The 24333-nt window shown below is 57.4% G+C and carries 14 protein-coding genes; 13 read left to right on the forward strand and 1 reads right to left on the reverse strand.

What is annotated here, in order from left to right:
* From ABIE32_RS06825 to ABIE32_RS06855, 7 genes are all read left to right on the forward strand, one after another.
* The coding region (locus tag ABIE32_RS06825) for a hypothetical protein (protein WP_429014886.1) at positions 1-483 on the forward strand (483 nt) is incomplete at its 5' end.
* Between the two features lie 244 nt (positions 484-727).
* The gene (locus ABIE32_RS06830) at positions 728-4720 is read left to right on the forward strand and encodes an Ig-like domain-containing protein (protein WP_429014887.1); all 3993 of its coding nucleotides are present in this window, start codon (positions 728-730) and stop codon (positions 4718-4720) included.
* A gap of 71 nt (positions 4721-4791) precedes the next feature.
* The gene (locus ABIE32_RS06835; RefSeq protein WP_429014889.1) at positions 4792-9009 is read left to right on the forward strand and encodes an RHS repeat-associated core domain-containing protein; all 4218 of its coding nucleotides are present in this window, start codon (positions 4792-4794) and stop codon (positions 9007-9009) included.
* Position 9010: 1 nt separating this feature from the next.
* Positions 9011-9436: a hypothetical protein gene (locus ABIE32_RS06840; RefSeq protein ID WP_429014891.1), complete on the forward strand. Its 426-nt coding sequence runs from the start codon at positions 9011-9013 to the stop codon at positions 9434-9436.
* A gap of 688 nt (positions 9437-10124) precedes the next feature.
* A complete protein-coding gene (locus ABIE32_RS06845) occupies positions 10125-10508 on the forward strand; it encodes a DUF7684 family protein (protein WP_429014892.1) in 384 nt (127 codons plus the stop codon).
* 331 nt (positions 10509-10839) lie between these two features.
* Complete coding sequence (locus tag ABIE32_RS06850) at positions 10840-11598, forward strand: RHS repeat-associated core domain-containing protein (protein ID WP_429014893.1); 759 nt, start codon at positions 10840-10842, stop codon at positions 11596-11598.
* Positions 11595-12062 (forward strand): hypothetical protein, encoded by a 468-nt coding sequence (locus ABIE32_RS06855; protein ID WP_429014895.1) that lies wholly within the window; start codon positions 11595-11597, stop codon positions 12060-12062. The genes ABIE32_RS06850 and ABIE32_RS06855 overlap by 4 nt, the downstream gene beginning before the upstream one ends.
* A 481-nt stretch (positions 12063-12543) precedes the next feature.
* On the opposite strand, the gene ABIE32_RS06860 is transcribed toward ABIE32_RS06855, so the two are convergent.
* Positions 12544-13053, reverse strand: coding sequence for a hypothetical protein (locus tag ABIE32_RS06860; protein WP_429014896.1), 510 nt, complete (start codon positions 13051-13053; stop codon positions 12544-12546).
* Between the two features lie 518 nt (positions 13054-13571).
* Here ABIE32_RS06860 and ABIE32_RS06865 point away from each other — a divergent pair.
* The 6 genes from ABIE32_RS06865 to ABIE32_RS06890 all read left to right on the forward strand — a co-directional run bounded on the left by ABIE32_RS06865 (position 13572) and on the right by ABIE32_RS06890 (position 24268).
* Complete coding sequence (locus ABIE32_RS06865; protein WP_429014898.1) at positions 13572-15296, forward strand: VRR-NUC domain-containing protein; 1725 nt, start codon at positions 13572-13574, stop codon at positions 15294-15296.
* On the forward strand, positions 15293-17611 hold the full coding sequence (locus tag ABIE32_RS06870; RefSeq protein ID WP_429014900.1) for an ATP-dependent DNA helicase: 2319 nt from the start codon (positions 15293-15295) through the stop codon (positions 17609-17611). Before ABIE32_RS06865 ends, ABIE32_RS06870 begins: the two co-directional genes overlap by 4 nt.
* A 373-nt stretch (positions 17612-17984) precedes the next feature.
* Positions 17985-18647, forward strand: coding sequence for a DUF2760 domain-containing protein (locus tag ABIE32_RS06875; RefSeq protein ID WP_429014902.1), 663 nt, complete (start codon positions 17985-17987; stop codon positions 18645-18647).
* Between the two features lie 2 nt (positions 18648-18649).
* Positions 18650-20527 (forward strand): Hsp70 family protein, encoded by a 1878-nt coding sequence (locus ABIE32_RS06880; protein ID WP_429014903.1) that lies wholly within the window; start codon positions 18650-18652, stop codon positions 20525-20527.
* Positions 20528-20616: 89 nt separating this feature from the next.
* Positions 20617-21249 carry an HNH endonuclease gene (locus ABIE32_RS06885; protein ID WP_429014905.1) on the forward strand — a complete coding sequence of 211 codons (633 nt, stop codon included), beginning with the start codon at positions 20617-20619 and terminating at the stop codon, positions 21247-21249.
* 82 nt (positions 21250-21331) lie between these two features.
* Positions 21332-24268, forward strand: a complete 2937-nt coding sequence (locus tag ABIE32_RS06890) for an Hsp70 family protein (protein ID WP_429014907.1) — start codon at positions 21332-21334, stop codon at positions 24266-24268.
* Positions 24269-24333: the final 65 nt, after the last annotated feature.

A 24333-nucleotide genomic window follows, 5' to 3' on the forward strand; every position in this document is an offset into this window, starting at 1 on the left:
AACTTGCGCTGCGTAGCTGCTGAGGTGTGTAAGACACCGGCGACGGTGACAATTCCTGCGGGTCAAAGCAGCGTGAACTTTGTCGTGACGGGTGTGGACATCGGATCAACGCAGATTGAGGCAACCGGCAGCAGTCATGATGCAAGCTATCTCAATGCGGAGACGATCACGCCGACATTGCGCTTGCAAAATGTCCCTAGTGCAATAGCGGTGAGTAATAGCTATTCATCGATATATGTCGCCTCGGAGGTTCCCGGATCGTACTACTCCAGTAGCCAGGTACCAGCAGCGGCTCTTCCTATCACCTTCACCAGCTCCGTCCCATCAGTGGGCACGGTAACCAGCACGGTGAACTGGCCCGCTAATGCAGGCAATTCCAACTACGCGACCTTTACAGCCGTAGCCCCAGGCACCACCCAGATTACCGCAAGCAGTCCCGGCTTCACGCCAGCGACGAGCGGTACGATTACCGTCAACCCATAAGAAGGAGAAGACCATGCAACTCTCCCGAATCACCCAATCTTTCTCTCGCAGAGCGTGGTCGCCCGTCGCTCAACTTGCTAGGTCGACTTCCCAAGTCACCAGGCAGCACAGCAAAGCTGTTGCCGCTGTGGTGCTGGCTGGTACCGCACTAGCGGGCGGTGCAGTAGCGCTTGCCGCTGGCAACGCCAAACTCACCATCGCTGATGGCGTTGTTGTCAAATTCGGCGAAGGGGCAGGCATCAATGTGCGCGACCAGTTGCAAACTGGCTCCAACGTCATCTTTACCAGCCAGTTTGATGACACAGCGCTCGGCGCAACCAATCCACAATCGGAAGCACCGGAAGCGGGTGATTGGCTGGGCGTTCTCGTCGCAAAAGACGTGCCCACCACGGGGCTGAAAATCGATGGCCTTACCATTCGCTATGCAGGTGGTACCACAGGCTTGCCCAGCTATATGAACGGTGGGGCGGGCTTGGTTCTCAATGGCGGTGCCTACGGCTTCAACCGACTCCAGTTCTCCAGCAATACAGTTGGTATTCGCGTGATTGGTACTGGTAGCCCTTCCATTGCCAAAACTCGTCTTGTGCAAAATGGCGTAGGCCTGCTGGCAGAACAAGGCGCAACCCCGGTCATCTCGGAATCTGACATCTCGGCCAACACCCAGTTCGGTGTACGCAATACCAACCCTGCCAGCATTGTTCAGGCGCAAGGCAATTGGTGGGGCCATGCAAGTGGTCCCAAAGATGCGGTTGGCAACCCAGCGGGCCAGGGTAATGCCGTCAGCACGGGTGTGGACTACGGCAGCTACCTCACCGCAGAGCCAGTCCTCACCTGCACCATTGCGCCTACGCAAGGCTATATCACCCGGGTACGCAATATAGAGTTGAGCCTCGACTGCCCGCAAGCTGCGCAGTACCGGATCCAAGAATCCGAACAGTTCACCGATGCCCTTGCCTGGCAGAACATGGCGGGCAACCCCACCAAGGTAACTTACACCTTGTCCGCAGGTTCTGGCGACAAGATGCTGTATGTGCAGTTCCGCACTGCGCAAAACAAGATCAACCAATTTTCGCTGAGTCAACCCGTTGCCTATGCCCCAGAAGGCCCGGTCGTCCAGTTCACGCAGCCAGCTGCCAATGCTGTGCTTGAGCAAGACACCACCATTGCCGTGACCGCCACTGATGCAGAAGGTGTGCACGATGTGGAAATCCTCGTGGGAGACAACCGCTTGGCACTGCTCTCTGCTGCGCCATACCAGGCGCAATGGTCATTGGCCGGTGTGCCCAATGGCACCTATACCCTCAAAGCCAAAGCCACCAATACGGCGGGTCTGAACAACACAGTCACCCGCACTGTCCAGGTACAAAAGCAAGGCGGAAGTGGCCCAACCATCGCCACCAGCTTTGAGGGCCAACCACTGCAAGCCAATGCGGCAATTACCCAGCCGGGCCTCTTGGCCGTGACTGCGGAAAGTGCCGTGGGTGTGACCAATATCAAGGCTGCGGTCGATGGCGCGCCAATCTTTGATCGCAGCTATAGCAAGACCAGCCCAGTCACCTACAGCCAATTGGTGGATTTTGCCCAGCTTCCCAATGGCAATCACAAGTTCACCATTACTGCGACTGATGCGGACGGCATCGCTGCCGTGTTGGATATTCCCTTTACGCTCACCCTGAGCGCACCCGCAGCGCCTTCCATCACCCAGCCTGCTGCGGGTACCACTGTAGCCATTCCGCAACTGAGTGTGGCAGGGACTGCCATGCCCGGCTCTCAAGTGCAATTGTTCTTGAGTGGTCAAGCATCTGGCTCACCAGTTACTGCGGGTGCCAATGGCAGCTTTGGTGCAAGCATCACCTTGCCTGCAGAAGGGGTGCACCAAGTGGAAGCAACTGCCACCAACTCGCGTGGTACCAGCCCCAAGAGCGTTCCTGTTGGGATTACCTACACCAGCGCCGCGCCGACGGTGAGCTTTGTCGCACCTGCACCCAATGCCGTTCTCTCCAGCGCTACGACGGTCACCGTTGTGGCCTCTGCTCCCGCAGGTATTGCCAAGGTAGACATTTATGCGAATGACACCTTGATCGCATCGCCTGCACAAGCCCCTTATAGCGCGCAATGGGCCGCAAATACTGCGGCAGATGGCAGCTACACCTTGAAGGCGGTTGCAACCTCTTTGGCAGGTAAAACGGCGCAGGCGACCCGCGCTGTCTTGGTGCAAAACGCGCCCATCGCGCCGGAAGTTCCCAAAACGCCGTATACCGGTACCGTCAGCGGCATCACCCCTGCGGTCTCGTATGGCACCCAGCCCATCGTCATTACGGGGATGGCCGTGACTCGTGATACTGCGCAAGCCATCCCCAATGCTGCATTGCGCATGGTGCTCGATATTGCAGGTTTCAAACGCCGCATCAATATCGCCACCGATGCGAACGGCCAGTACCGCTATGAATTTGTGCCCGCGGCCAACGACAACGGCACCTATATTGTCTCTGTCATCCATCCAGAAGAGACGGTGACGGCAGAGCAAGGGCGCTTCACTATCAACCGCCTGAGCTTCGACATATCGGTCTACAACCTGACGGCAGCGCGCGACTTTGCATCAAGCATCACCGTGAATGCACGTGCCAGCGCAGGCACTGGGGCTACCGGTGTGCGTTGGGCTGTAGTACCGGCCAACCAGCCAAGCGGCAGCTTGCCGCCGGGTATCAGCATTGATGTTGGTCAATCTGTAAACATTGCCGCAGGGGCCTCTGTGCCTATGGTCATCAAGTTCACGGGCAGCTCCAGTGCTGGCGAGACGGGCACCGTCATCCTTACCGCCTTTGCGGCAGAGACGGGCGACACCCCACGCGGCACCTTCACCATCAACTACAAGCTGGTGCAGGCGCGCCCAGATCTGTTTGCCAAACCTACGTTCATTGAAACCGGTGTCCAACAAGAGAGCACCGTCACAGAAAGCGTCGTGATCGGCAACCGTGGCTTGGTGGCGGCGCAAAGCGTACAGGTCAAGCTGGTGGACAGCAATGGCAACCCGCCGCCAGCCTGGATGTTCCTTGCCAGCGGCAACCAGATCGGGGCCATTGATGTGGGCGGCGAAGTGCCGATCCAGGTGACGGCCAGCCCCGGTAAAACTGTCGCTGACGGTATCTACAACTTCAAGCTTTCCGTTACTGCCTCCAATAGTGGCGATGGCTCCATCCCCGTGTCGGTCGCCGTCACGCAAAGCGGGCAGGGTGGTGTCAGCTTCCATGTGACGGACATGTTTACGGAAACACTGAATACCCTAGGGCAACCTATTAAAGGCGTTGAGGGAGCACGCATTCGTTTGCAAAACGAGGCTGTACCTACAGATATCCGGACTATCACATCTGACGCTGAAGGACGTGCAATTGCTAGCGCAATTCCTCCGGGAACTTACCTCTATCGCGCATCTGGCCCAAGGCATACCGATAAAACAGGTCGCATCTTTGTGCGACCCGGTGTCACCATTACCGAGCAAATTCACCTCAAATATCAGACGATCAGTATCGACTTCAGCGTTAGTGAAACCACTATCCAGGATGTCTACAACATCAACCTCGAAGCCACCTTCCAGACCCAGGTGCCCGCCCCCGTTGTGCTTCTGGAACCGCTGTCGATCAATATCCCAGAGCTACAGGTCGGGGAAGAGCTGACAGGGGAATTGACTTTGACCAACTATGGATTAGTTCGGGCAGATAACGTCAAGTTCACTCCGCCTCAAAGTGATGAGTACTACAAGTACGAGTTTTTGGCGGATATTCCTAAGGCACTTGATGCAAAGAAGCGCATTGTAATTCCTTACAGAATCACGGCAATCAAGCTACATCCAAAGTTAATTGGATTTACAAAATCTCGAAATGACAATTGGACGAGCCTGGTACAAAAAAACGTGAGCGAGATTACAGCAACCAAAGCGGCAAGTTGCTCTAGCTATGCCAAATGGACAGAAGTAACGGGCGAATGGAAATGTGTCAATGGAGTCATGGAAGATTTCACCAGCACATCTACCTTCAGTCGCATGGTTGGAGGATCTTGTTCCGCTTCCAGCATTCCGTCACCGAGTGGCAGTGGCGGTTACGGTGGTGGTGGTTATGGCGGTTGGGGCGGAGGGTATGGGGGATGGGGTAGCGGCAGTGCAATGCCACTTACCCCAGCATGCACGCCGCACTGCGGAGGAAAGTGCTGCACATATGCGGGCCAAGGTGGCGGAGGGTAGGAAATAAGGGATTACATTGCGTGCCCGAAGAGTGGTTAAGTGTAAATAAAATATAAATATGAATGACCAATATGAAAAAATTACTTGCTAAAGCCCTGCGGATCCAATTGATTGTTGTGAGTGTTTGGTCGCTGAGCAGTATGCTCGCTCCGGCTTTGGGGCAAACATCGTCAGGTATTTCGATATATAGAGGCGCCTCTCAATTGGCTAGGCCGCCCTACACCTGCAACAGCTCCCAAGATCCAGAAAATGTTCCGCGCGTACGCTGGCCCAATGCGGAATACACGGAAACCAATATTGATCTCAAACTTAAGGTGCCGGGAGGCAGTGTTGATATTGCGCGCAGCTGGCAGCAAGGGCGTTGGTATTTGAACGCTGCGTGGGCGCCACTCGATTTTGAGTTCGATCCCTTGGGATCTGCTGTCAAAGTGATTGGCCGCGCTGGCGTATTGTATGAACGCACTGGTGGATCTGATGTCTATATTGCCAAGGCAGCGCAGCTTGAGCCTGTATATATCAAGAGTTCCGCGACTGGCTGGCAATGGTATGACCGGCTTGGTAACACTATCGATTACGACACAAAAGGCCGTATTGTAAGTTATTCTCGGCCTACCGGGCTTAAGGTCAAGTTTGCTTATGACAGCGCAAGTCAGGCTCGGATTCTAGATTCTGAAGGTACTACGCTTTACACCGTATCAATGTCTGATGGCGTTGCTACGGCGATTACAGACAGAGCTGGCCGCAGCGTTTCATACCAATGGTCTGGAACCAAAGATGCCAAGCGCTTAGATGCTGTCACTGATGCTCGCGGCAATATCTGGAAATACAAGTACGACGGAAATGGGCAGCTGACCAGTCGCACAGATCCTACAGGCGACATCACTACGATTAGCTACGCTCAGAGCATTCCAGCGCCCAAGGCTGCATTATCACTGGGCGCGGAAGGTTTCAAGATTGATCCTTCGACGGGCAGCACCCTTAAGCTCAAAGATGTGTGGAATGCCGCTCGTGTTGGCAATTTTGTTGATTGTTTGGGCACGATTACTGGTTCTGTGGAATGGATTCACAAGCTTCGGCTTTTCAAGGTCGTCATCACCGATAACAAGGGCAACTCCAAAACCTTCTATTACCCACCAGGCGTTGGTGTAGATATGGAAATGGGGAGCTCAGCCTACGATGCTTATGACAACCTGATTGCTCAGAGCTTGTGGGATGGCAAATACCAGCAGCGCTATACCAATGAGCGCGGCGAAATAACTACTACCAATTACAACTTCAACTACCAGCCCATCAGCATTGCTTATGCAGATGGCAGTGTAGAGAAAAATGATTACGAAGAGACCAAGGGTCTCAAGGTCAAAAACACCAACCAGCTTGGTGTCGTAACACAGTGGAAATACGACTCCAAGGGCTCGGTTATAGAGCAAATAGAGGCGTTGGGTACACCAGTTCAGCGTAAAACTGTCTGGGAATACGACCAGTGGGGCCAACCCACAAAGCACATGCTGGGTGAAGGCGCGGATGCAATTGTTTGGCAATATGCATACGACACATATGGCAATGTGGCCGAGATGACAGACCCGGTGGGTGACGTCTGGAGGTTTACGTACACCCCTGCTGGCGATGTAGCTACCGAAACAGACCCTTTAGGCCGCATCACCAAATACGAATATGACGCCGGCGGTAACCAAATCAAGGTTACCAGTCCTAAAGGCTATGAGGTTAAAACAGCTTACAACGGCATCAATCTGCCTTCAGAGCTAACGGATGCGCTGGGCCGTAAAAGCCAAATTGGCTATAACAATCAGGGGCAAATCACCAGTGTTACCAATGCCAAAGGCGAGGTTGCCAAGTACACCTTTAACGCTTTTGGTAACCCCACTTCAGAAACCACCCCTGCAGGCAACATCACCAAATTTGAGCACGATAAAAAAGGCCGTGTCACGGCAATCGTCGACCCGGCAGGTAACCGCATCAGCTTTGAACATGGCGAAAACGGTACTCCCCAGGCCGATGTCTTGACAGCCATGGTGTTGCCGGGCGGTACCAGGCAAGAGTTCAAATACGATCAGCGTGGGCGAACAACGCTCGTCACGCTCAAGGCGACGGGGCTGGAGCCAGTATCCGAAGGCACCACCTACGATGCATTGGGCCAAGTGGTCGCCAACACCAATGCAGCAGGGCAGACCTCGATTGCTGAATATGACGCACTAGGTCGCACCACCAAGGTGACCGATGCTGCGGGTAATTCCACGTTGGTCACCTACAACTTGCTCGACCAAGCTACCAGCGTAAAAGATGCACTGGGTAATTTGCACCGCTTTAGCTACGACAAAGCTGGCCAGTTGCTAGAAAAAACCAGACCGGAAGGTGGCAAAACCACCTACCAATACGACAAATCCGGTCAGCTAACGCTGGTCACCGATGCCGACGGCAACCAAACCGCATATGCGTATGACGAAGACGGCAACGTCACATTGCAGACCCGCACCAGCGCTGCAAGCAGCACGCTCAGCCAAACGGTTAGCTATGCGTATGACGCCAATGGCGACCTAACGGGCTATACCCAAAAAGACAGCCAAGGCAAAGTCGTCAGCAAGGCCGCCTATACCCTGGATGTGCTGGGGCGCGTTAGTCAAGAAACTGTAACGTACGGCGAAGGTGCCAGTGCCATCACCCGTAGCTTCACCCGCGAATGGGACGCCGATTGGAACACTACCAGCATTGGCTACGACAACCGAAAGACGGTGGCGGAGTACGCTAACGGACAGCTCAAAAACCTCAAAACCCCGGATGGCAAGCAGATCCAGATCACCAAATACAACTGGAACTATCCGCAAACCATTCAGTACCCAGGCAGCACGCGTACGCAAAGCTACGACGGTTTCTTCCGCCCGAGCGAAATTGATGTCAAAAGCAGCAAAAACCAAACCCTGCTCAAACTTGGCTACCAGTACACCAAGAACAGCAATATTGCTAGCCAAAATGTCGACCAACTGGGGCTGAGCGGAAAAATTGACTACCAGTACGACGTGCTAGACCGCTTAACCCAAGCGACGCCTAGCCAAGCGTTGGCGGATTTTGGCTTGCCCAATGAGGGCTTTAGCTACGACGCCGTAGGTAACCGTACGAGCAGTAGTCACCAAACGGGGTCTTGGCAGTATGCCACCGGCAATCGCTTAGTGCAAAAGGGTGACACAAGCTACACCTTCACCGGAAGCGGTCACATACAAACGGCTACGCGTGCGGGCATCACTCGCAATTATGTATACGACGGTGCTCAGCGTTTGGTGCACATCACAGAGGCCAGCAAAAACATTGCCAGCTACCAGTACGACCCGGCAGGTCGCCGCATCAGCAAAACAGTAGGTGAAGGCACATCAGCCCTGACTACTTGGTATGTCTATGATGCAGAAGGATTGGCAGCAGAAGTCAATGCCGCAGGCGAGACGGTGAAATCTTATGGCTGGGTGCCTGGTAGTTCTTGGGGCACAGGCCCCGCATGGCAACAAGACCATGTGGATGCGCTGAATCAACCCTATCACTTCTTGCATACGGATCATCTGGAGCGACCACTGGCCGCGAGTGATGAGGCAGGCAATCAAACTTGGCAGGCCTTGAGTGAGAGTTTTGGCCGCACCTATGTAGGCCAAGACAGCAGCACAGATATCAATCTACGCTTCCCGGGGCAGTATTGGGATGCAGAGACGGGCATGCACTACAACCAGCAGCGGGATTTTGATCCAGGGACTGGGCGGTATTTGCAGAGCGACCCATGGGACTTGTATGACGGAGTCAATACTTACGCTTACGCTCAAAATGAGCCAACTTACTTTACTGATCCAACAGGTGAGTGGGCATTTTTAATTCCTATTGCACAGCAATATGTTAGATGCGTAGCTTCATGTAAAGCTAAAGATGCTTTGATGGCTTTCATAAAGAGTGAATGCGATCCTCGCACCCTTGGTGATTGCATGAAGGAATGCTTGAATCCATTTAACTGGGCTGGCAAGAAAGGTGGGCGATTCGCGCATGGAAACACGAAAGATAAGCGTCCTGCTACTTTGTATAAAAAATATGATAAAGATGGAAACTTTTTAAAGCATGGAATTACCAAACATGAAAATCCTGCAAAAAGGTATACTAAAAAACAAATTGATGGAGGAAAGGTGGTCGCTCAAGAACGCGGGCCTCGTGACGAAATGCTTAAAAAAGAACGTGATTTGGTTGAGAGAAGCCCTGGGCCGGATAATCGTGAGCCTTGGGCGGGTAGAAAAACGGGGAAATAAAATGGTAATTGAAAAAATATCGTTGGGTGCCCAAATTGGAGGCCCTGATGTGCCAGAGAGAGTAAGCGATTCAATAATCGTACTTCGCAAAATTTTGACGGAAGAATGTCAGGGCGTTTATAGTTCTGTAATTAATGAATTTGCATTTGTGCTTCGAATTGATGGGGCAATTGAGTCCTGGGGAAAAGATGGGGTTGAGCGAGTTCGCGTACAATTGAAATCTGGTTATGTTTTTGCGGAGGTATTTTTTTCTAAAGATTCTTGGAGCGAAAATAAAGGGGAGAAATTTTTAAAAATTCTGGCATTGAATATTAGATTTGGATTTGAAAAAATGATTGAGGCTCTTAAAAAGAAAAAAATTGATATTTCTGGTGATGAGTTGCTGGCGAACGTTGATCGTGCGATTGGTAAATTTTTGTCTATCTAATCTTGCCTGTCAGTAAGACGGGGGGAGGTTAGAAACGTGACTTGGCTAGTGCTGAGTATGAGCTTTGGGTAGACATCAATCTACGCTTCTCTGACGAATTACAACCAATAGCGGGATTTTGATCCATGAACTGGGCGGTATTTGCAGGGCGCCCCATGGGATTTGTATGACGGTGTCAATACTTATGTGTATGCACAGGGTGAATCGACCTATTACATTGATTCAACGGGCGAATGGGAATTTTAATTCCTATTGGTCAAGCATACGCTAGGTGTGTTGTGTCATGCAAGGCAATGGACGCTGCAATGGCATTCATCAAGAGCGAATGTGATCCGCGCACGCTTGGCGATTGCATGAAGGAGTGCTTGAATCCATTTAATTGAGCTGGTAGTAAAAAAGCGAAAATGGTGACAAGAGGGAAGACGCCGATCCCTAACTTTAAGATTGGCGAGAATGTAAAGCATATGGTGCCCCCCCCTAACCAAGGAGCAAATAAAGGGTATAAAATCTCTCGAAAAACAAATTGCAGCACACGAAAAGAAATTAGAGGAATTTCGTCGCAATCCAACAATTAGGCCTGGGGTGGAGAATCTTCCTGTGGATGTTATTGCCAAACAACAGCAGCGACGTATAGATCATTTGCAGAAAGAAATAAATACTTTTAAGAATAATATAGATAAAATTAAAAATGACCGATAATAGTATTAAGAAAATCATATTTTCTTCTGATTTTGAAGAGGGATTGGTTCAATTCTCTTCAAGTCAATTTGCTGTTTTGCTTGATGTGCGATTTTTGGAAAATAATAAAAATTTTCTGGAAAAAGTCGTTAAATTATATGAATGTGGTGCGAGATACTTTGTTTGTTATGGCGATCAATCTGAGGTATTTCATGATGCAATCGACGATATTTTTATATGCGATGATGACTTGAATGATATTGTGACAACCTTTCATGTTGACGAATCCATAGAAGAGGTGGCAAATTTTTTTATGAAAATTGTGATGATGAATTTTAATTATGGGCTTGTTATTTCTAGTGATGAAGCTAGTTGGCGGATCGAACTGTACTAATAGAGGATAGGGGCAGGGGTACCGTTGTATAACTCGAATTTAGGCCGCTTCTTCCCCTACCCTAGGCGGAGTTATGCCGCGCGCTCATCATGTCACTCCGGGCGGCAACGCACGCGATTTTATTTTCTGGATTATGCAGATCGACAGGTGTATGTGGAAGTGTTAGCCGGGGGCAGGACTTTAATTGGGTCATTCCCGCGTATCGCCTTATGGGCAACCACTACCATCTGGTTATTGAAACGCCCGATGGCAACTTGTCCAAAGGTATGCGCCAGTTAAACGGGATCTACACTTCGCGAGTGATGATGCTGGCAATCAGCCTTGGCAGGCATTGAGTGAGCGCTTTGGCCGCACCTATGTAGGCCAAGACAGCAGCACAGATATCAATCTACGCTTCCCGGAGCAGCATTGGGACGCGGAGACAGGAATGCATTACAACCAACAGCGGGGTTTTTTTCCTGGTGCTGGGCGGTATTTGCAGAGCGACCCGATAGAACTGGCTGGAGGAGTCAATACCTACGAATATGCATATAGCAACTCACAACGTTTCACAGATCCAACCGGTGAAGTTGTACCTGTAGTGGCTGTTGTGGGGCTTTATGCTAAATGTGTCGCTGAGTGCAAAGCTACTGATGCATTGTTAGCAGCAATCAAAAGTGAGTGCGACCCCAGGACTTTAGGTGACTGTGCCAAGGAATGCATTAATCCATTTAATTGGGCGAAAATTCCAGGTTTGAAGTTTGCAAAAAAAGCACGAAAAACGGTACATCCTCCTATCAATAATAATAAACCGTTTGTTCCAGAGAGCTACTACAAGAAAAATATCAAACCTTCCGACGATGTGGCACCTGGGGTGCGGGATTCTGTAAAAATGAGAATAGGCTCTGACGGTCAAGAATACTTGCAAACTTCTCACTATGATCAGTATGGTCGATTAATTGCAAGAACAGATCATACCAGTCATCCCTCATCGAGGCCAATACATCCTGATCCACATCACTATCAGTTTAACTATGGGTCAGGTAATAATGGGGGTGCGGGGAAAAATCCAAATGGCGAAGGTAATATTTTTCCAGGAGTTTATAGGTGATTACAAATCGAGATTTATATTTTGCCTGCATCTACTCTGGATTGAATAGTAGATATTTAAGTGAATCCGAATGGAAGAATTGGGCTGATCTGTTGCTGGAGTTGTCATTGGTTCCAAAAAAATGGGTTATTGAACTGGCGAACTTTAGTTTTTATAATGAAAATAAATTAAATGAAGAGCTTTTCAATGAAATGCATTTGAATTCGACTTCAAACGAGATGTTGTTTCAGTGCCTGCATGAAATGATTTTTTCTTTTGTCTATATTAAATCATTTTTAAATGGTGGAGGAGATGAAAATGAATTTCTTAATGCTCTTGAGGAGATGGGTTTCTCCGAAGGGATGAGTTTTAATGAAATTAAAAAATTGGCTAGTAAAAATCTAGATGTTTGCTTAAATTTTTCTAATTCAATGAATGATGTGGATTTTTTAAGAAAAAATAAATGGATTTATGAGCAAAATTGAAAGCGATTGGGTCTGGATCTTGTTGCTCTATGGGGAAATGATGAATGGCTCGACGTGTCGCGCAATAATTGCGCATCAGCCCACTGGAGTCGGCACTCTTCTGTGTTTTGCCGGCCTCAGCGCAAGGCATATCCGGCATCGGCGCCTTTGCTCCCAACACCGAACTGGGCTTTGCCCCCGTCGCCGCTGCAGGCGAGCCACGCATCAATTGGATCAATGGCGAATACCAAGAAACCAACAAAGGCCTTCGCGTGTAAGCGTTGGGTGGGGCACGGGATATTGCTGTTCGTGGAGCCAGGGCCGCTGCTGGCTCAATCCAGCTTGGCTCAGATGGATTTTGAAATGGCGACTTAGTCTTGTGAGAGAAAAGGAGTGCCGATTACAGGATGCTTACAAGGGCATTCCGTAATTGGCGCCCTGTGTGAAGCTGTTCATTGAACTGGCCGCTCAGTGGTAGCGACAAGGACAGACATCACTCAAACTACTTGGCTTCGCGTCCCCTAATCCATAGCCAAGCCATGGCAGCCAAGCAAATGCTTGTACCCACCAAGCCAAAAAATCCAGCTATTCGCACATCGCTGCCAAGCACATTCCAGCGGCTAAAAATCTCTGTCCAGTCATGATCACCGCCACCAACTAGTGGTAGCAGCTGTGCACGTGCATCTTTCATGTAGCGAGCCACATTCAACAGACTTGCGCCAAACCACAGCCAGCTAGCGGCAAAACCCAGGCTTTGGCGCTGTCGCCAAAAGTGGTGCACAAACAAGAGCGGAAACAGCAGTTGGAAAAGGGTGCCGCCATACACGGCCAGATGGCTGGAAAAGATGCCCACGATGGGATGCCCGGCTTCATGGATGGCGAGGTTGGCGTGGTCCAGCAAGAACACCCAGCGACCCTCAGTAAACAGATGCTGCCATAGCACATACAGCGCTGCCACGGTGAGGGCAACGCATGCCTTGGTGCTGGTGGGTTGCCAGTCTTCTGTAGTCACTTCTTCCCAATAGTCCCTCAGCCACATACATTGCCTTCGTTGTCTATTCTTTAAACCCGCTAACACCACCCTTGATACGTCGTTGCTTTGCCGGTGGCGCCCAGCCGGTGGCGCCTAGCCGGGGGCGACTAGCCTTGTCGTACGTTTGTACTGCCTGCGGCTTCGTCTGACGCGGCCCGGCGCCTCGTCTCAACCGTAAATCTACAATTTGCTGGGTTGTGTTAGCGGCTCTTCATGTGTGGCGAGCGGGTATGTTTGTGCGGCGGGCACAGTCGACGCTCAACCACGGTGTCTATTCTTTTGAGTGTTCGCCACAGGCTCAGCCATGTCAACCAGGGGTGTTGCGTTATGTGCTTCTGAGTTGAAGTAGTTCGGTTTTGTATGGCGCAATAGGGCAGCCGCTTGCTTCGCCCAGCAAAGCCAGGGCGCCATGCACGCGCATGAATCCCTGCTTGCGTGTGACGGTGGAGTGACCGCAGTAAATGGTGCTGTATGAAAAAACAGTATCATTTGCGCAAATGCTGCCGCCCCACCGTTTCTACTACCTGCACAACTTTCAGCGTGCGCTCGACTGGATTGGCGAGCGCTATGCGGATTTGCTGGATGTGCGTGAGCAGGCGTTTCTGGCCGGTTTTTCCGGGCTGCCGCAGCCGTCGCAGGCGCTGCTGGTGCGCATGCTGATGCGGCGGGGCCCGTGGTTTCGGGCAGACAAGCTGGTGTACGAGGAAATCCCCGATGTTCGGGCGGCCGCAGGCCCGTTGCTCGCGCAAGGCTGGATCGATGCGGATGCCTCCATGGCGCTGGACGAGCTGTTTGTGCTGCATACCAAGCCAGAGTTGCTGCAGATACTGAATGATTTTGGGCTGCAGCGCTCGCTGGATAAGCGCGAAATGCTTCAAATTTTGCAGCAAACCGAACCAGAGGCGAAGCCCTACGCGGCATGGTTTCCTGCTGCTCCGCATGCGGCATGGCGCGTGGCGATCAGCGATCTGGCCGAGCGGCTGCGGCTGATGTTCTTTGGCAATCTTCACCAGGATTGGTCGGAGTTTGTGTTGGCCGATCTGGGCATCTTCCAATACGAATCGGTGGCGTTCGATGCGCAGTCGCGGGCCTTCCAATCGCGTGCCGACGTGGATGGGTATCTGGCCCTGCAGCAGCTGCGCCAGTTGCTGGACGAGAGCGGGGATGCGGCGGCAGTGCTGGCGGCCATTGGCGATGGCCGTGGCGAAGACTGCTGGCGCAACCCCTGGCTGGAGCGGCGCCGCGCCAAGCTGCTGCTGCGCGTGGGCCAGGCCTGTGAGCGTGCACAGGATTGGGCGCTTGCCAGCGAGGCGTATGCGCGGTGCAACTACCCGGGCGCGCGCCACCGGCGCATTCGGGTGCTGGAGCGGCAGGCGCTTTTTGGCGATGCGCTTGCTCTGGCGCGGACGGCGCAGGCTGCGCCGGAGAGCGACGAGGAAAGCCAGCGCATTGCGCGCATGTTGCCGCGCCTGCTGCGCAGCCTGGGCGAGGCCCGTCCTGGCCGCCGCGCCCATCTGCAGCCCGAGGTGGCGCAGATGCGCATCGATGTGGAGCTGGAGGCTCCACGGCCGCCCACAGCTGTGGAATACGCACTGCGTGACCACTGGCAGAGCGATGCGGCGCCGGTGTTCTATGTGGAGAACGCGCTCATCAACTCGCTGTTTGGCCTGCTGTGCTGGCCAGCCATTTTTGCGCCGCTGCCGGGGGCGTTTTTCCACCCTTTCCAAACCGGCCCGGCAGACCTGGGCGCGCCTGATTTTGCAGCGCGCAGAGCAGCGCTGTTTGATGAATGCCTGGCGCTGCTCGATGGCGATGGCTGGCGCGAGGTGATTCTGCAGCGGTTTGACGCCAAGGCGGGCACGCAGTCGCCCTTTGTGTTCTGGGGCACGCTGACGCCCGAGTTGCTGGCGCTGGCGCTGGCCTGCATTCCTGCGGCGCATCTGAAGCTGCTGTTTGCGCGGCTGCTGTGCAATGTGAAGGGCAACCGCAGCGGCTTTCCCGATCTGGTGCGCTTCTGGCCCGCAGAGCAGCGCTACGAGCTGGTAGAGGTGAAAGGCCCGGGCGACAAGCTGCAGGACAACCAGATCCGCTGGCTGGAATACTGCGCCGCGCATGGCATTGCGGTGCGCGTGTGCCATGTGCGCTGGCGCGATGGGGAGACGCTCTCTCGGGACGCGCCAGACGAGCCCAGCGTGGACACATCGGGTGGAGGCACTGCGTGAGCTACGCCGTTGCCGTGCGCGCGTTGTGCGAGTTCACGGCCCGCGCGGGCGATCTGGACTTGCGCTTCACCCCTGCGCCCACGGCTCTCGAAGGCACGGAAGGCCACGGCATCGTGCGCGCACGGCGCAACCAGGGGTACGAGGCGGAAATCAGCCTGTCCGGCCAGTGGGAGGATCTGCTGGTGCGAGGCCGGGCCGACGGGTTTGACCCGGATGCGCAGCAGCTGGAGGAAATCAAGACCTACCGTGGCCAGCTGGAACGGGTACCCGCCAACCACCGCGCGCTGCACTGGGCGCAGGCCAAGGTGTATGCGCACCTGCTGTGCCAGGCGCGTGGCTTGCCGCAGATACGGGTGGCGCTGGTGTATTTCAACATCGGCACGCAGCAGGAGGCAGTGTTGGCCGAAACCTGGGACGCCGCGCCGCTGCAGCAGTTTTTTGAAGGGCTTTGTCAGCGCTTTCTGGCCTGGGCGCGCAGCGAAGCGGCGCACCGCAGCGCACGCGATACGTCGCTGGCGACGCTGCGGTTTCCGTTTGCGCAGTTCCGCGCCGGGCAGCGCGAGCTGTCGGTGGCGGTGTACCGCACAGCCAGCACCGGCGAGGCGGGCGCCTGCCTGATGGCGCAGGCCCCCACAGGCATCGGCAAAACGCTGGGCACGGTGTTTCCCATGCTCAAGGCCTGTGCCACACAGGGGCTGGACAAGCTGTTCTTTCTGACGGCCAAGGGCACCGGCCATGGGCTGGCGCTGCAGGCGCTCGCCACAGTCAACGCACAGCTGCGCAGCCAGGGCGAGGCCGTGCAGCTGCGGGTGGTGGATTTGCAGGCGCGCGACAAAAGCTGCGAGCACCCGGACAAGGCCTGCCATGGCGATTCCTGCCCGCTGGCCCGTGGTTTTTACGACCGGCTGGCGGATGCGCGCGCCCAGGCGTTTGCCCACCACAGCGCGTTGGAGCCTGCGCAGGTACGGCAGGTGGCGTTGGCGCACCAGATCTGTCCCTACTATCTGACGCAGGAGCTGGCGCGGTGGAGCGACGTGGTGGTGGGCGATTACAACTACTTTTTCGACAGCGCGGCCATGCTGTATGCGTTGACGCAAGTCAACCAGTGGAAGGTGGGCGTGCTGGTGGACGAGGCGCACAACCTGCTCGAACGCGCTCGCCGCATGTACACCGCCGAGCTGCCGCAGTGGGCGCTGGTGGCCGCGCGTGCATCGGCTGCGGGCGCGGTCAAAAAGGCGCTCGATGGCCTGCAGCGCCAATGGGCCGCCATCAACCAGGCGCAGGAGCAGGGTTACGAGGTGCACGAGAGCGTGCCCGCAGGCTTGCTGGGCGCCCTGCAGCGCGTGGTGGGCGCGATTGCCGATGCCCAGGGCGACAGCCCGCTGCTGCCGGGCGACGCGGTGCTGGATTTTTACCTGGCAGCGCTGCAGTGGCTGGCGCTGGCCGAGCAGTTTGGTCCCCATGCGCTGTTTGATGTGAGCCGGCATGCCAGCGGGCAGGCTGCCATGGCCCGCACAGCAGGGCGCAGAAAGCCGCTGTCCACCCTGTGCATTCGCAATGTGGTGCCTGCACCGCACCTGGCGCCCCGCTATGCGGCAGCGCAGGCCGTGGTGCTGTTTTCGGGCACGCTCAGCCCGTCGCAGTTCTACCAGGATCTGCTGGGGCTGCCGCAGGCCTCGCGTTGCGTCGATGTGCCTGCGCCATTTGATGCGGCGCAGCTGCAGGTGCGGGTGGCGGGCCATATCTCCACCCGTTTCAAGGACCGCGAGCGGTCGCTGGCGCCAATTGCCGATCTGGTGGCAGCGCAGTACGCCCGCCTGCCGGGCAACTACCTGTGCTTCTTCAGCAGCTTTGACTACCTGCAGCGCGTGGCGGCCTGCATGCTGGAGCGACACCCCCACCTGCCCCTGTGGCAGCAGACGGCGGCAATGGACGAAGCCAGCCGCACGGCCTTTCTGGGCCGTTTTGTGGAAGACGGGCAGGGCATTGGCTTTGCCGTGCTGGGCGGCGCGTTTTCCGAAGGGGTGGATTTGCCGGGCAAGCGCCTGATTGGCGCCTTTGTGGCAACCCTGGGCTTGCCGCAGGTCAACCCCATCAACGAACACATGATGCAGGCCATGGCAGGGCGGTTTGGCGCTGCCCGGGCCTATGACTACACCTATTTCTATCCGGGCCTGCGCAAGGTGGTGCAGGCCGCAGGCCGGGTGATCCGCACCGAGCAGGACCGGGGTGTGGTGGTGCTGATCGACGACCGTTACCGGCGCGCCCAGGTGCGTGCCTTGCTGCCAGCCTGGTGGCACGTAGAGGGCCGTTAGCAGGCTTTTTGCTATGTTATTTGATGGCTTGGCGCGCATCCACCAAGCGTTGGGGGCCGGATTTGTATAAATTCTGGCGCAGCGCTGCCGTGCCATGGCCTGCAACGGCGTGGCAGCCTGCAAAGACGGTATGACGACCGTACTGGCGCATGGCGGGCCAGGGGCCTTGGCAAAGCCAACCAGCCCATCGCCAGATCGAGAGGCGCCATGAGCTGGGGCGTACTGCGGGGGCATAGGCACAACCCGTAAAATCACCGCTTTTGCAGATGCCCCTGTGGCCCTGCATGCCTGATTCTGAACCGCCCGATGTTCCTGGCGGTCCGGTGCGCTCTGCGCAGCCTGGGCCCCGGTGCGGGCGTATGTTGGTGCTTTCATGAACAACACCCCCCCATCTTTTTTCAGCCGTATCGCCATTGCGATCGGCAGTTTCTTCGCCATTCTCGGCAACGGCCGTCTGGCGGGCGATGTCAGCCGCCTGCGCGGCGGTGAGGCCCTGGCTGCCGATGTGCAGCCCCAAGAAGTGCGCGTTGAGGTCCCTGTCGAGAAGATCGTCGAAGTCCGCGTGGAAGTGCCCGTGGAAAAAATCGTCGAGAAGACCGTGGAAAAGCGCGTCGAGGTGCCGGTCGAGAAGCTGGTGGAGAAGACCGTCGAGGTGCCGACCGACACCGCAGCCCTGCAACTGCTGGGCCTGATGCAGCGCGAGGCGCGCTTTGTCGACTTCATCCAGGAAGAGGTCGCACCCTACACCGATGCCGAGATTGGCGCTGCCGCCCGCGTGGTGCACGAAGGCTGCCGCAAGGTGCTGCGCGAGCATTTCGCCATGGAGCCCGTGCGCCCTGAGGCCGAAGGCAGCCGCATCACCCTGCAGGCCGGTTTTGACGCCGCTGCCGTGCGGCTGACCGGCCATGTGGTGGGCCAGGCGCCCTTCACCGGCACGCTGGGGCATCGCGGCTGGCAAGTGACGCAAGTCAAGCTGCCGCAACTCACCGATACGCAAGCCGCCAAAATCATCGCGCAGGCCGAGGTGGAGCTGTGAGCATGGAGCACAACGCACAGTACAGCATCGGCATTGACCTGGGCACCACGCACTGCGCGCTGTCATGGGTGGACAGGTCCGCCAGCGACGGCGAGAAAGTGGTGCAGGGCGTGCTGGACATTCCCCAGCTGACCGGGCCGGCCAGCGTAGAGGCCAAGCCGCTGCTGCCATCCTTTCTGTACCTGCCGCACGAGAGCGAGCTGACGGCTGCCGACATGGCGCTGCCATGGGGCGCGCAGCAGGATTTTGTGGTGGGCGAGTTGGCGCGCACGCGCGGCGCTGCCACGCCGATCCGGCTGGTCTCCAGCGCCAAGAGCTGGCTGTGCCACCCTGGTGTGGACCGCCGCTCGCCGCTGCTGCCCGCCGATGCGCCACCCGAGGTGCACCGCGTATCGCCGCTCACCGCCTCCATCCGCTACCTCTCGCACCTGCGCTGGGCCTGGGAGCAGGCCCACCCCGAGGCGCCGTTTGACGCCCAGGACATTACCGTCACCATTCCCGCATCGTTCGACCCCGCGGCGCGCGAGCTCACGGCCGAGGCGTGCAAGGCGGCGGGTTTCCAGAACCTGACGCTGCTCGAAGAGCCCCAGGCCGCGCTGTACAGCTGGATTCAGGCCACGGGTGGCGACTGGCGCAAGCAGGTCAGCAACGGCGACGTGATCCTCGTCGTGGACGTGGGCGGCGGCACCACCGACCTGTCGCTGATCGCCGTGCTGGAGCGCGATGGCAATCTGGAACTGCAGCGCGTCGCCGTGGGCGAGCACATCCTGCTGGGCGGCGACAACATGGACCTGGCCCTGGCCTACGGCGTAGCGCGCAAGCTTGCACAAGAGGGCAAGCAGCTCGATGCCTGGCAGACCCGGGCGCTTGCCCATGGCTGTCGCGCCGCCAAGGAGCAGTTGCTGGCTGACGAAAACCTGCAGGCCGTGCCCGTGGTGGTGCCCAGCCGTGGCAGCAAGCTCATCGGCGGCAGCATCCGCACCGAGGTGACGCGCGCCGAAGTGCTCGCCATGCTGGTGGAAGGCTTCTTTCCACAGGTCGCCATCAGCGACAAACCCCAGACCCGTGCGCGCGGCGCGCTCACGCAGCTGGGCCTGCCCTATGCGCAGGACGCGGCCGTCACCCGCCACCTTGCGGCATTTCTGTCGCGCCAGGCCGGGGCGACCGAGCAGATCGAAGGCCTGCAAGGCACGCAGCCTGCGGGCGCGAGCTTCCTGCACCCCACGGCCATTCTGTTCAACGGCGGCGTACTCAAGGCCGGGCAGATCGAGCAGCGCATTCTCGCCGTTGTGAACGGCTGGCTCGCTGCCGAAGGTGCGCAGCCCGCGCGCCTGCTCGATGGCGCCAACCTCGATCTGGCCGTTGCGCGCGGCGCCGCCTACTACGGCCATATCGCAGCCCAAGGCCACGGCGTGCGCATCCGTGGTGGCACGGCGCAAAGCTATTACGTGGGCGTGGAATCGAACATGCCTGCCATCCCTGGCATGGAGCCGCCCATCTCGGCTCTGTGCCTGGCGCCCTTCGGCATGGAAGAGGGCACGGAAGTGGCGCTGGACGCGCAAGAGTTCGGCCTCGTCGTGGGCGAGCCGGTGCGCCTGCGCTTCTTCGGCTCCAGCGTGCGCCGCAGCGACGCCGTCGGCACCATGCTGGACTTCTGGGGCCCCGAAGAGCTGGTGGAACTGCAGGAGATTGAAGCGCACCTGCCCGCCGAGGGCCGCGCGAGCGGCGAAGTGGTGCCCGTCACCCTGCATGCCCGCGTGACCGACATCGGCACACTGGAGCTCAACGCCGTGCCCGTAGGCGGCAGTGAGCGCTGGAAGGTGGAGTTCGATGTGCGGGCGGAGACTACGGTCGCCGACGATAGTTTTGCTGTGCACTGAATTACATCGAGTCGGGAGTGGATATGAGGGGAAACGTAATCTCTTATATCGAGATGTGCCAGAAGGAAGGGACTAGCCTGCAGCGCGGAATGAATTTCCGCTTAAAGGGACGTCATTCGGTCATCTTGATGTCGGTACGGCCTAACTCTCCTTATCGAGACGAAGTGAGGGAGGGGGGAACGGTCTTGGTCTATGAAGGCCACGATGTGGCCAAAACACAAGGTATTTCGGATCCCAAGCTTTTAGATCAGCCCATGACTTCCAATCGTGGAGCGCTGACTGAGAATGGGAAATTTCATAGAGCTGCACAGCACTTTAAGTCTGGCGATAAAGGGCCCGATATCGTCCAGGTATATGAAAAAATCAAGGACGGTATCTGGGCCGACAATGGTTTTTTTCATTTAGTCGATTCTTGGGTAGAACACGACGGGTTTCGCAACGTCTGCAAGTTCAAGTTGGTTGCAATAGAAAGCGTTTCTGATGTTGCTGCAGCTGAAGAAATGTCGAACAAGATAGTTGAGCGCAGTCGAATTATTCCAACCCATGTGAAGTTGGAAGTTTGGAAACGTGATGGAGGCAAATGCGTCACTTGTGGTGCGACAGATGAACTTCATTTCGATCACATTCTTCCCTTTTCTAAGGGTGGAACTTCACTCAAAGCAGAGAATGTGCAATTGCTTTGCGTACGTCACAACTTGGGCAAGAGTGCAAAAATTCAGTAACCAGAGAGCAGCGCTTTTCTCATCGTTATGAGGCAAGCTCATCTCAATAGTTTTAATGTGAACCACCTGCCGCATGACTGCCGTGACTGAAAGCACTTCTTTTGGCTCCGCGCGTTATGTGGTGGGCATCGACCTGGGCACCAGCCACACCGTCGTCGCCAGCGTGCCTTTGAGCGGTGTGGCCGAACAGATTGCGTTGCTGAACATTCCCCAGCGCAGCACGGCTGGCGAAGTGCTTGCGCAGCCCCTGCTGCCTTCGGTGCGCTACCAGGCGGCACCCGGCGAGCTGGGAGACGCCTGGCGTGAGCCCTGGCCGCCGCAGGGTGCCGATGCGCAGGCGCCTGCCGTCATCGGCCGCTGGGCGCGTGATCTGGGCACGGCCGTGCCGGAGCGGCTGGTGGCTAGCGCCAAGAGCTGGCTGTCGCACACCGGCGTGGATCGCACGGCGCCCATCCTGCCCTGGGGCGCTGCTGAAGATGTGGCCAAGGTATCTCCGCTGGCGGCATCGAGCGCCTATCTGGCCCATGTTCGCGCCGCGTGGGACCGCGCACACCCCGAGGCCCCGCTGCACCAGCAGACCGTGGTGCTGACGGTGCCTGCCTCGTTCGACGAAGGCGCGCGTGCGCTGACGCTGGAGGCCGCGCAGCTGGCGGGCCTGCCCGGTGTGCATCTGCTCGAAGAGCCCAAGGCCGCCTTTCACGACTGGCTGGTGCTGCAGGGCGAACAGCTTGCCTCGCAATTGGCGGGCAGCCGGTTGGTGTTGGTCGTCGACGTGGGCGGCGGCACGACCGACCTGACGCTGATCCGCGTGGAGGCGTCGCCCGACGGCGGCCTGCCCGTGCTCACGCGTACGGCCGTGGGCGAGCACCTGATGCTGGGTGGCGACAACATGGATCTGGCGCTCGCCCACCAGCTGGAGGCGCAGTTTGCAGGGGAGGGCGAGCGGTTGCCAGCCCCAAGATTTGCCCAACTGGTGCAGCGCTGCCGCATCGCCAAGGAGCAATTGCTGGCTGCCGATGCGCCTGAGCGTGTGGCGGTGACGCTGCTGGGCGGCGGCAGCCGCCTGCTGGCCCAGGCCCGTAGCGCCACGCTCACGCGCGAGCAGGTGCGCCAATGGGTAGTCGATGGTTTTTTGCCGCCCGCGCAGATCAGCGATATTCCCGCCCGGCGCCAGGGCGCGCTGCGCGGCTTTGGCCTGCCGTATCCGGCCGATGCGGCGATTTCGCGGCATCTGGCGCAGTTTCTGTCGCAACACGCTGCTGGCGCTGATGCAGCCCATCTGCCCGATACCGTGCTGCTCAACGGCGGCGTCTTCCACGCCCATGCGGTGGTGGAGCGGCTGACCGAGCAGCTCTCGGCCTGGCGCGGCAGCCCGGTGCGCGTGCTGCACAACCCGCACCCTGACTGGGCCGTGGCGCGCGGCGCGGCAGCGTATGGACTGGCGCGTTTTCAGCCGGTTATTGAAGAAAAAGCGGATTCGGACGAGCAGGATCAGGCGCAGGCTGCTATCAAAATTGATAAGCCAGTGATTGCCGCGCGCCTGCCGCAGATCGGCGGCGGCTCGGCGCGTAGCTACTGGCTGCTGTTGCCCGCAAAATCCGGCGCCCGCCCGCAAGGCATCTGCCTGTTGCCGCGCGGCACGGAAGAGGGTGTGCGCATCGTGCTCTCGGGCCGGCGCTTTGCGCTGCGGCTGGGCGAGGCCGTGCGCTTCAATCTGCTGGCCAGCAGCCGCAGCGATATACCGGCGCAGGCGGGGCAGATTGCCGAGATCGGCGGCGAGGGCTGGGTGGAGCTGCCACCGCTATCCACGGTGCTGCCCGCACCGCAAGGGCGCGATAAGGCCCAGGTCGAAGTGCAGTTGCAGGCCAGCATGACCGAAGTGGGCACGTTGGAAGTGCGCTGCGTACCCGCGCAGAAGTCTGGCGATGCCTCCCCTTCCTGGCTGCTGCCATTTTCCGTGCGTGGTGCTGTACGTGGTGCCGTAAGCGATGCAGTGAGCGAAGGCATGAATGCTACTGATTTGGTAGCGAATGGTGCAGACGAGGTAAGCGCCAGAGGCCAAAATGGCTTGAATTCACACGATGCACGCCTGCCCGAGGCCGTGGCACTGATCGATCGCATCTTCGGCAACCAGGCGCAGGACGTGACGGCCAAGGAAGTGCGCCAGCTGCGCCAGTCGCTGGAAAAAGTGCTGGGCCCGCGCGAGGCCTGGGGCATTGCCCTGCTGCGCGCCTTGTTCGATGCCTTGCTGGCCCGCGCCCGGCGCCGGCGCCGCACCGTGGAGCATGAGCGCGTCTGGCTCAACCTCGCAGGCTGGTGCCTGCGGCCCGGCGTGGGGGCAGAACTCGATGCCTGGCGCATGGAGCAGGTCTGGGCGCTCTATCCCCATGGACTGGGCCATGGCAAGGAAGCAGGCAACTGGACCGAGTGGTGGGTGTTCTGGCGCCGCGTGGCGGCGGGCCTGAGCGAAGCGCAGCAGATGGAGCTGCTCGAAGACGTGGCTGGCCACATGCAAAAAGCCGTGCAGCAAACTGCCCGGGGCAAGAGCAGCCATGGCAGCTACGACGATATGCTGCGCCTGTTTGCTGCCATGGAGGCCGTGCCCTGGCAGTACCGCCAGGAAATGGGCCAGTGGATGCTGCAGCGCTTGAAGCGCCCCGAGGAAACCGTGCAGACCTGGTGGGCCATCGGCCGCCTTGCCGCGCGCCAGCCGTTGGCTGCCAACGCGCACCTCGTGATGCCACCCGAAGCTGCGCAGGAATTTCTGAACGCCACGCTCGCCCAGGACTGGCGCAGAAACGAAACCGCCATGTTCGCTGCCGTGCAGATGGCCCGCATGACCGGAGACCGCGCGCGCGATCTGGCGGATGCCGCGCGTGCCCAGGTGCTGGAGAAAATGCGCGCCGCAGGCGCCCCGCCGCGCTGGATCGCCATGGTGGAGCAGGTGGTGCAGATGGAAGCCGAAGACCAGAAGCGCAGCTTTGGCGACAGCCTGCCGCCGGGGCTGGTATTGCTGTAGCCGTAGCAGCTTTTGTCGCCAAGGCGGAACGGTTCGCGCGTGCTGTGGGCGCTTTGCCTGTAAAT

The organism is Comamonas sp. 4034, assembly GCF_050434545.1.
Lineage (GTDB): Bacteria > Pseudomonadota > Gammaproteobacteria > Burkholderiales > Burkholderiaceae_C > Comamonas > Comamonas odontotermitis.

Coding starts and splice junctions, on each gene's coding strand:
- ABIE32_RS06845 (WP_429014892.1), top strand. CDS start 10,125: ATGACCGATAATAGTATTAAGAAAATCATATTTTCTTCTGATTTTGAA.
- ABIE32_RS06875 (WP_429014902.1), top strand. CDS start 17,985: ATGAACAACACCCCCCCATCTTTTTTCAGCCGTATCGCCATTGCGATC.
- ABIE32_RS06835 (WP_429014889.1), top strand. CDS start 4,792: ATGAAAAAATTACTTGCTAAAGCCCTGCGGATCCAATTGATTGTTGTG.
- ABIE32_RS06840 (WP_429014891.1), top strand. CDS start 9,011: ATGGTAATTGAAAAAATATCGTTGGGTGCCCAAATTGGAGGCCCTGAT.
- ABIE32_RS06880 (WP_429014903.1), top strand. CDS start 18,650: ATGGAGCACAACGCACAGTACAGCATCGGCATTGACCTGGGCACCACG.
- ABIE32_RS06865 (WP_429014898.1), top strand. CDS start 13,572: ATGCTGCCGCCCCACCGTTTCTACTACCTGCACAACTTTCAGCGTGCG.
- ABIE32_RS06885 (WP_429014905.1), top strand. CDS start 20,617: ATGAATTTCCGCTTAAAGGGACGTCATTCGGTCATCTTGATGTCGGTA.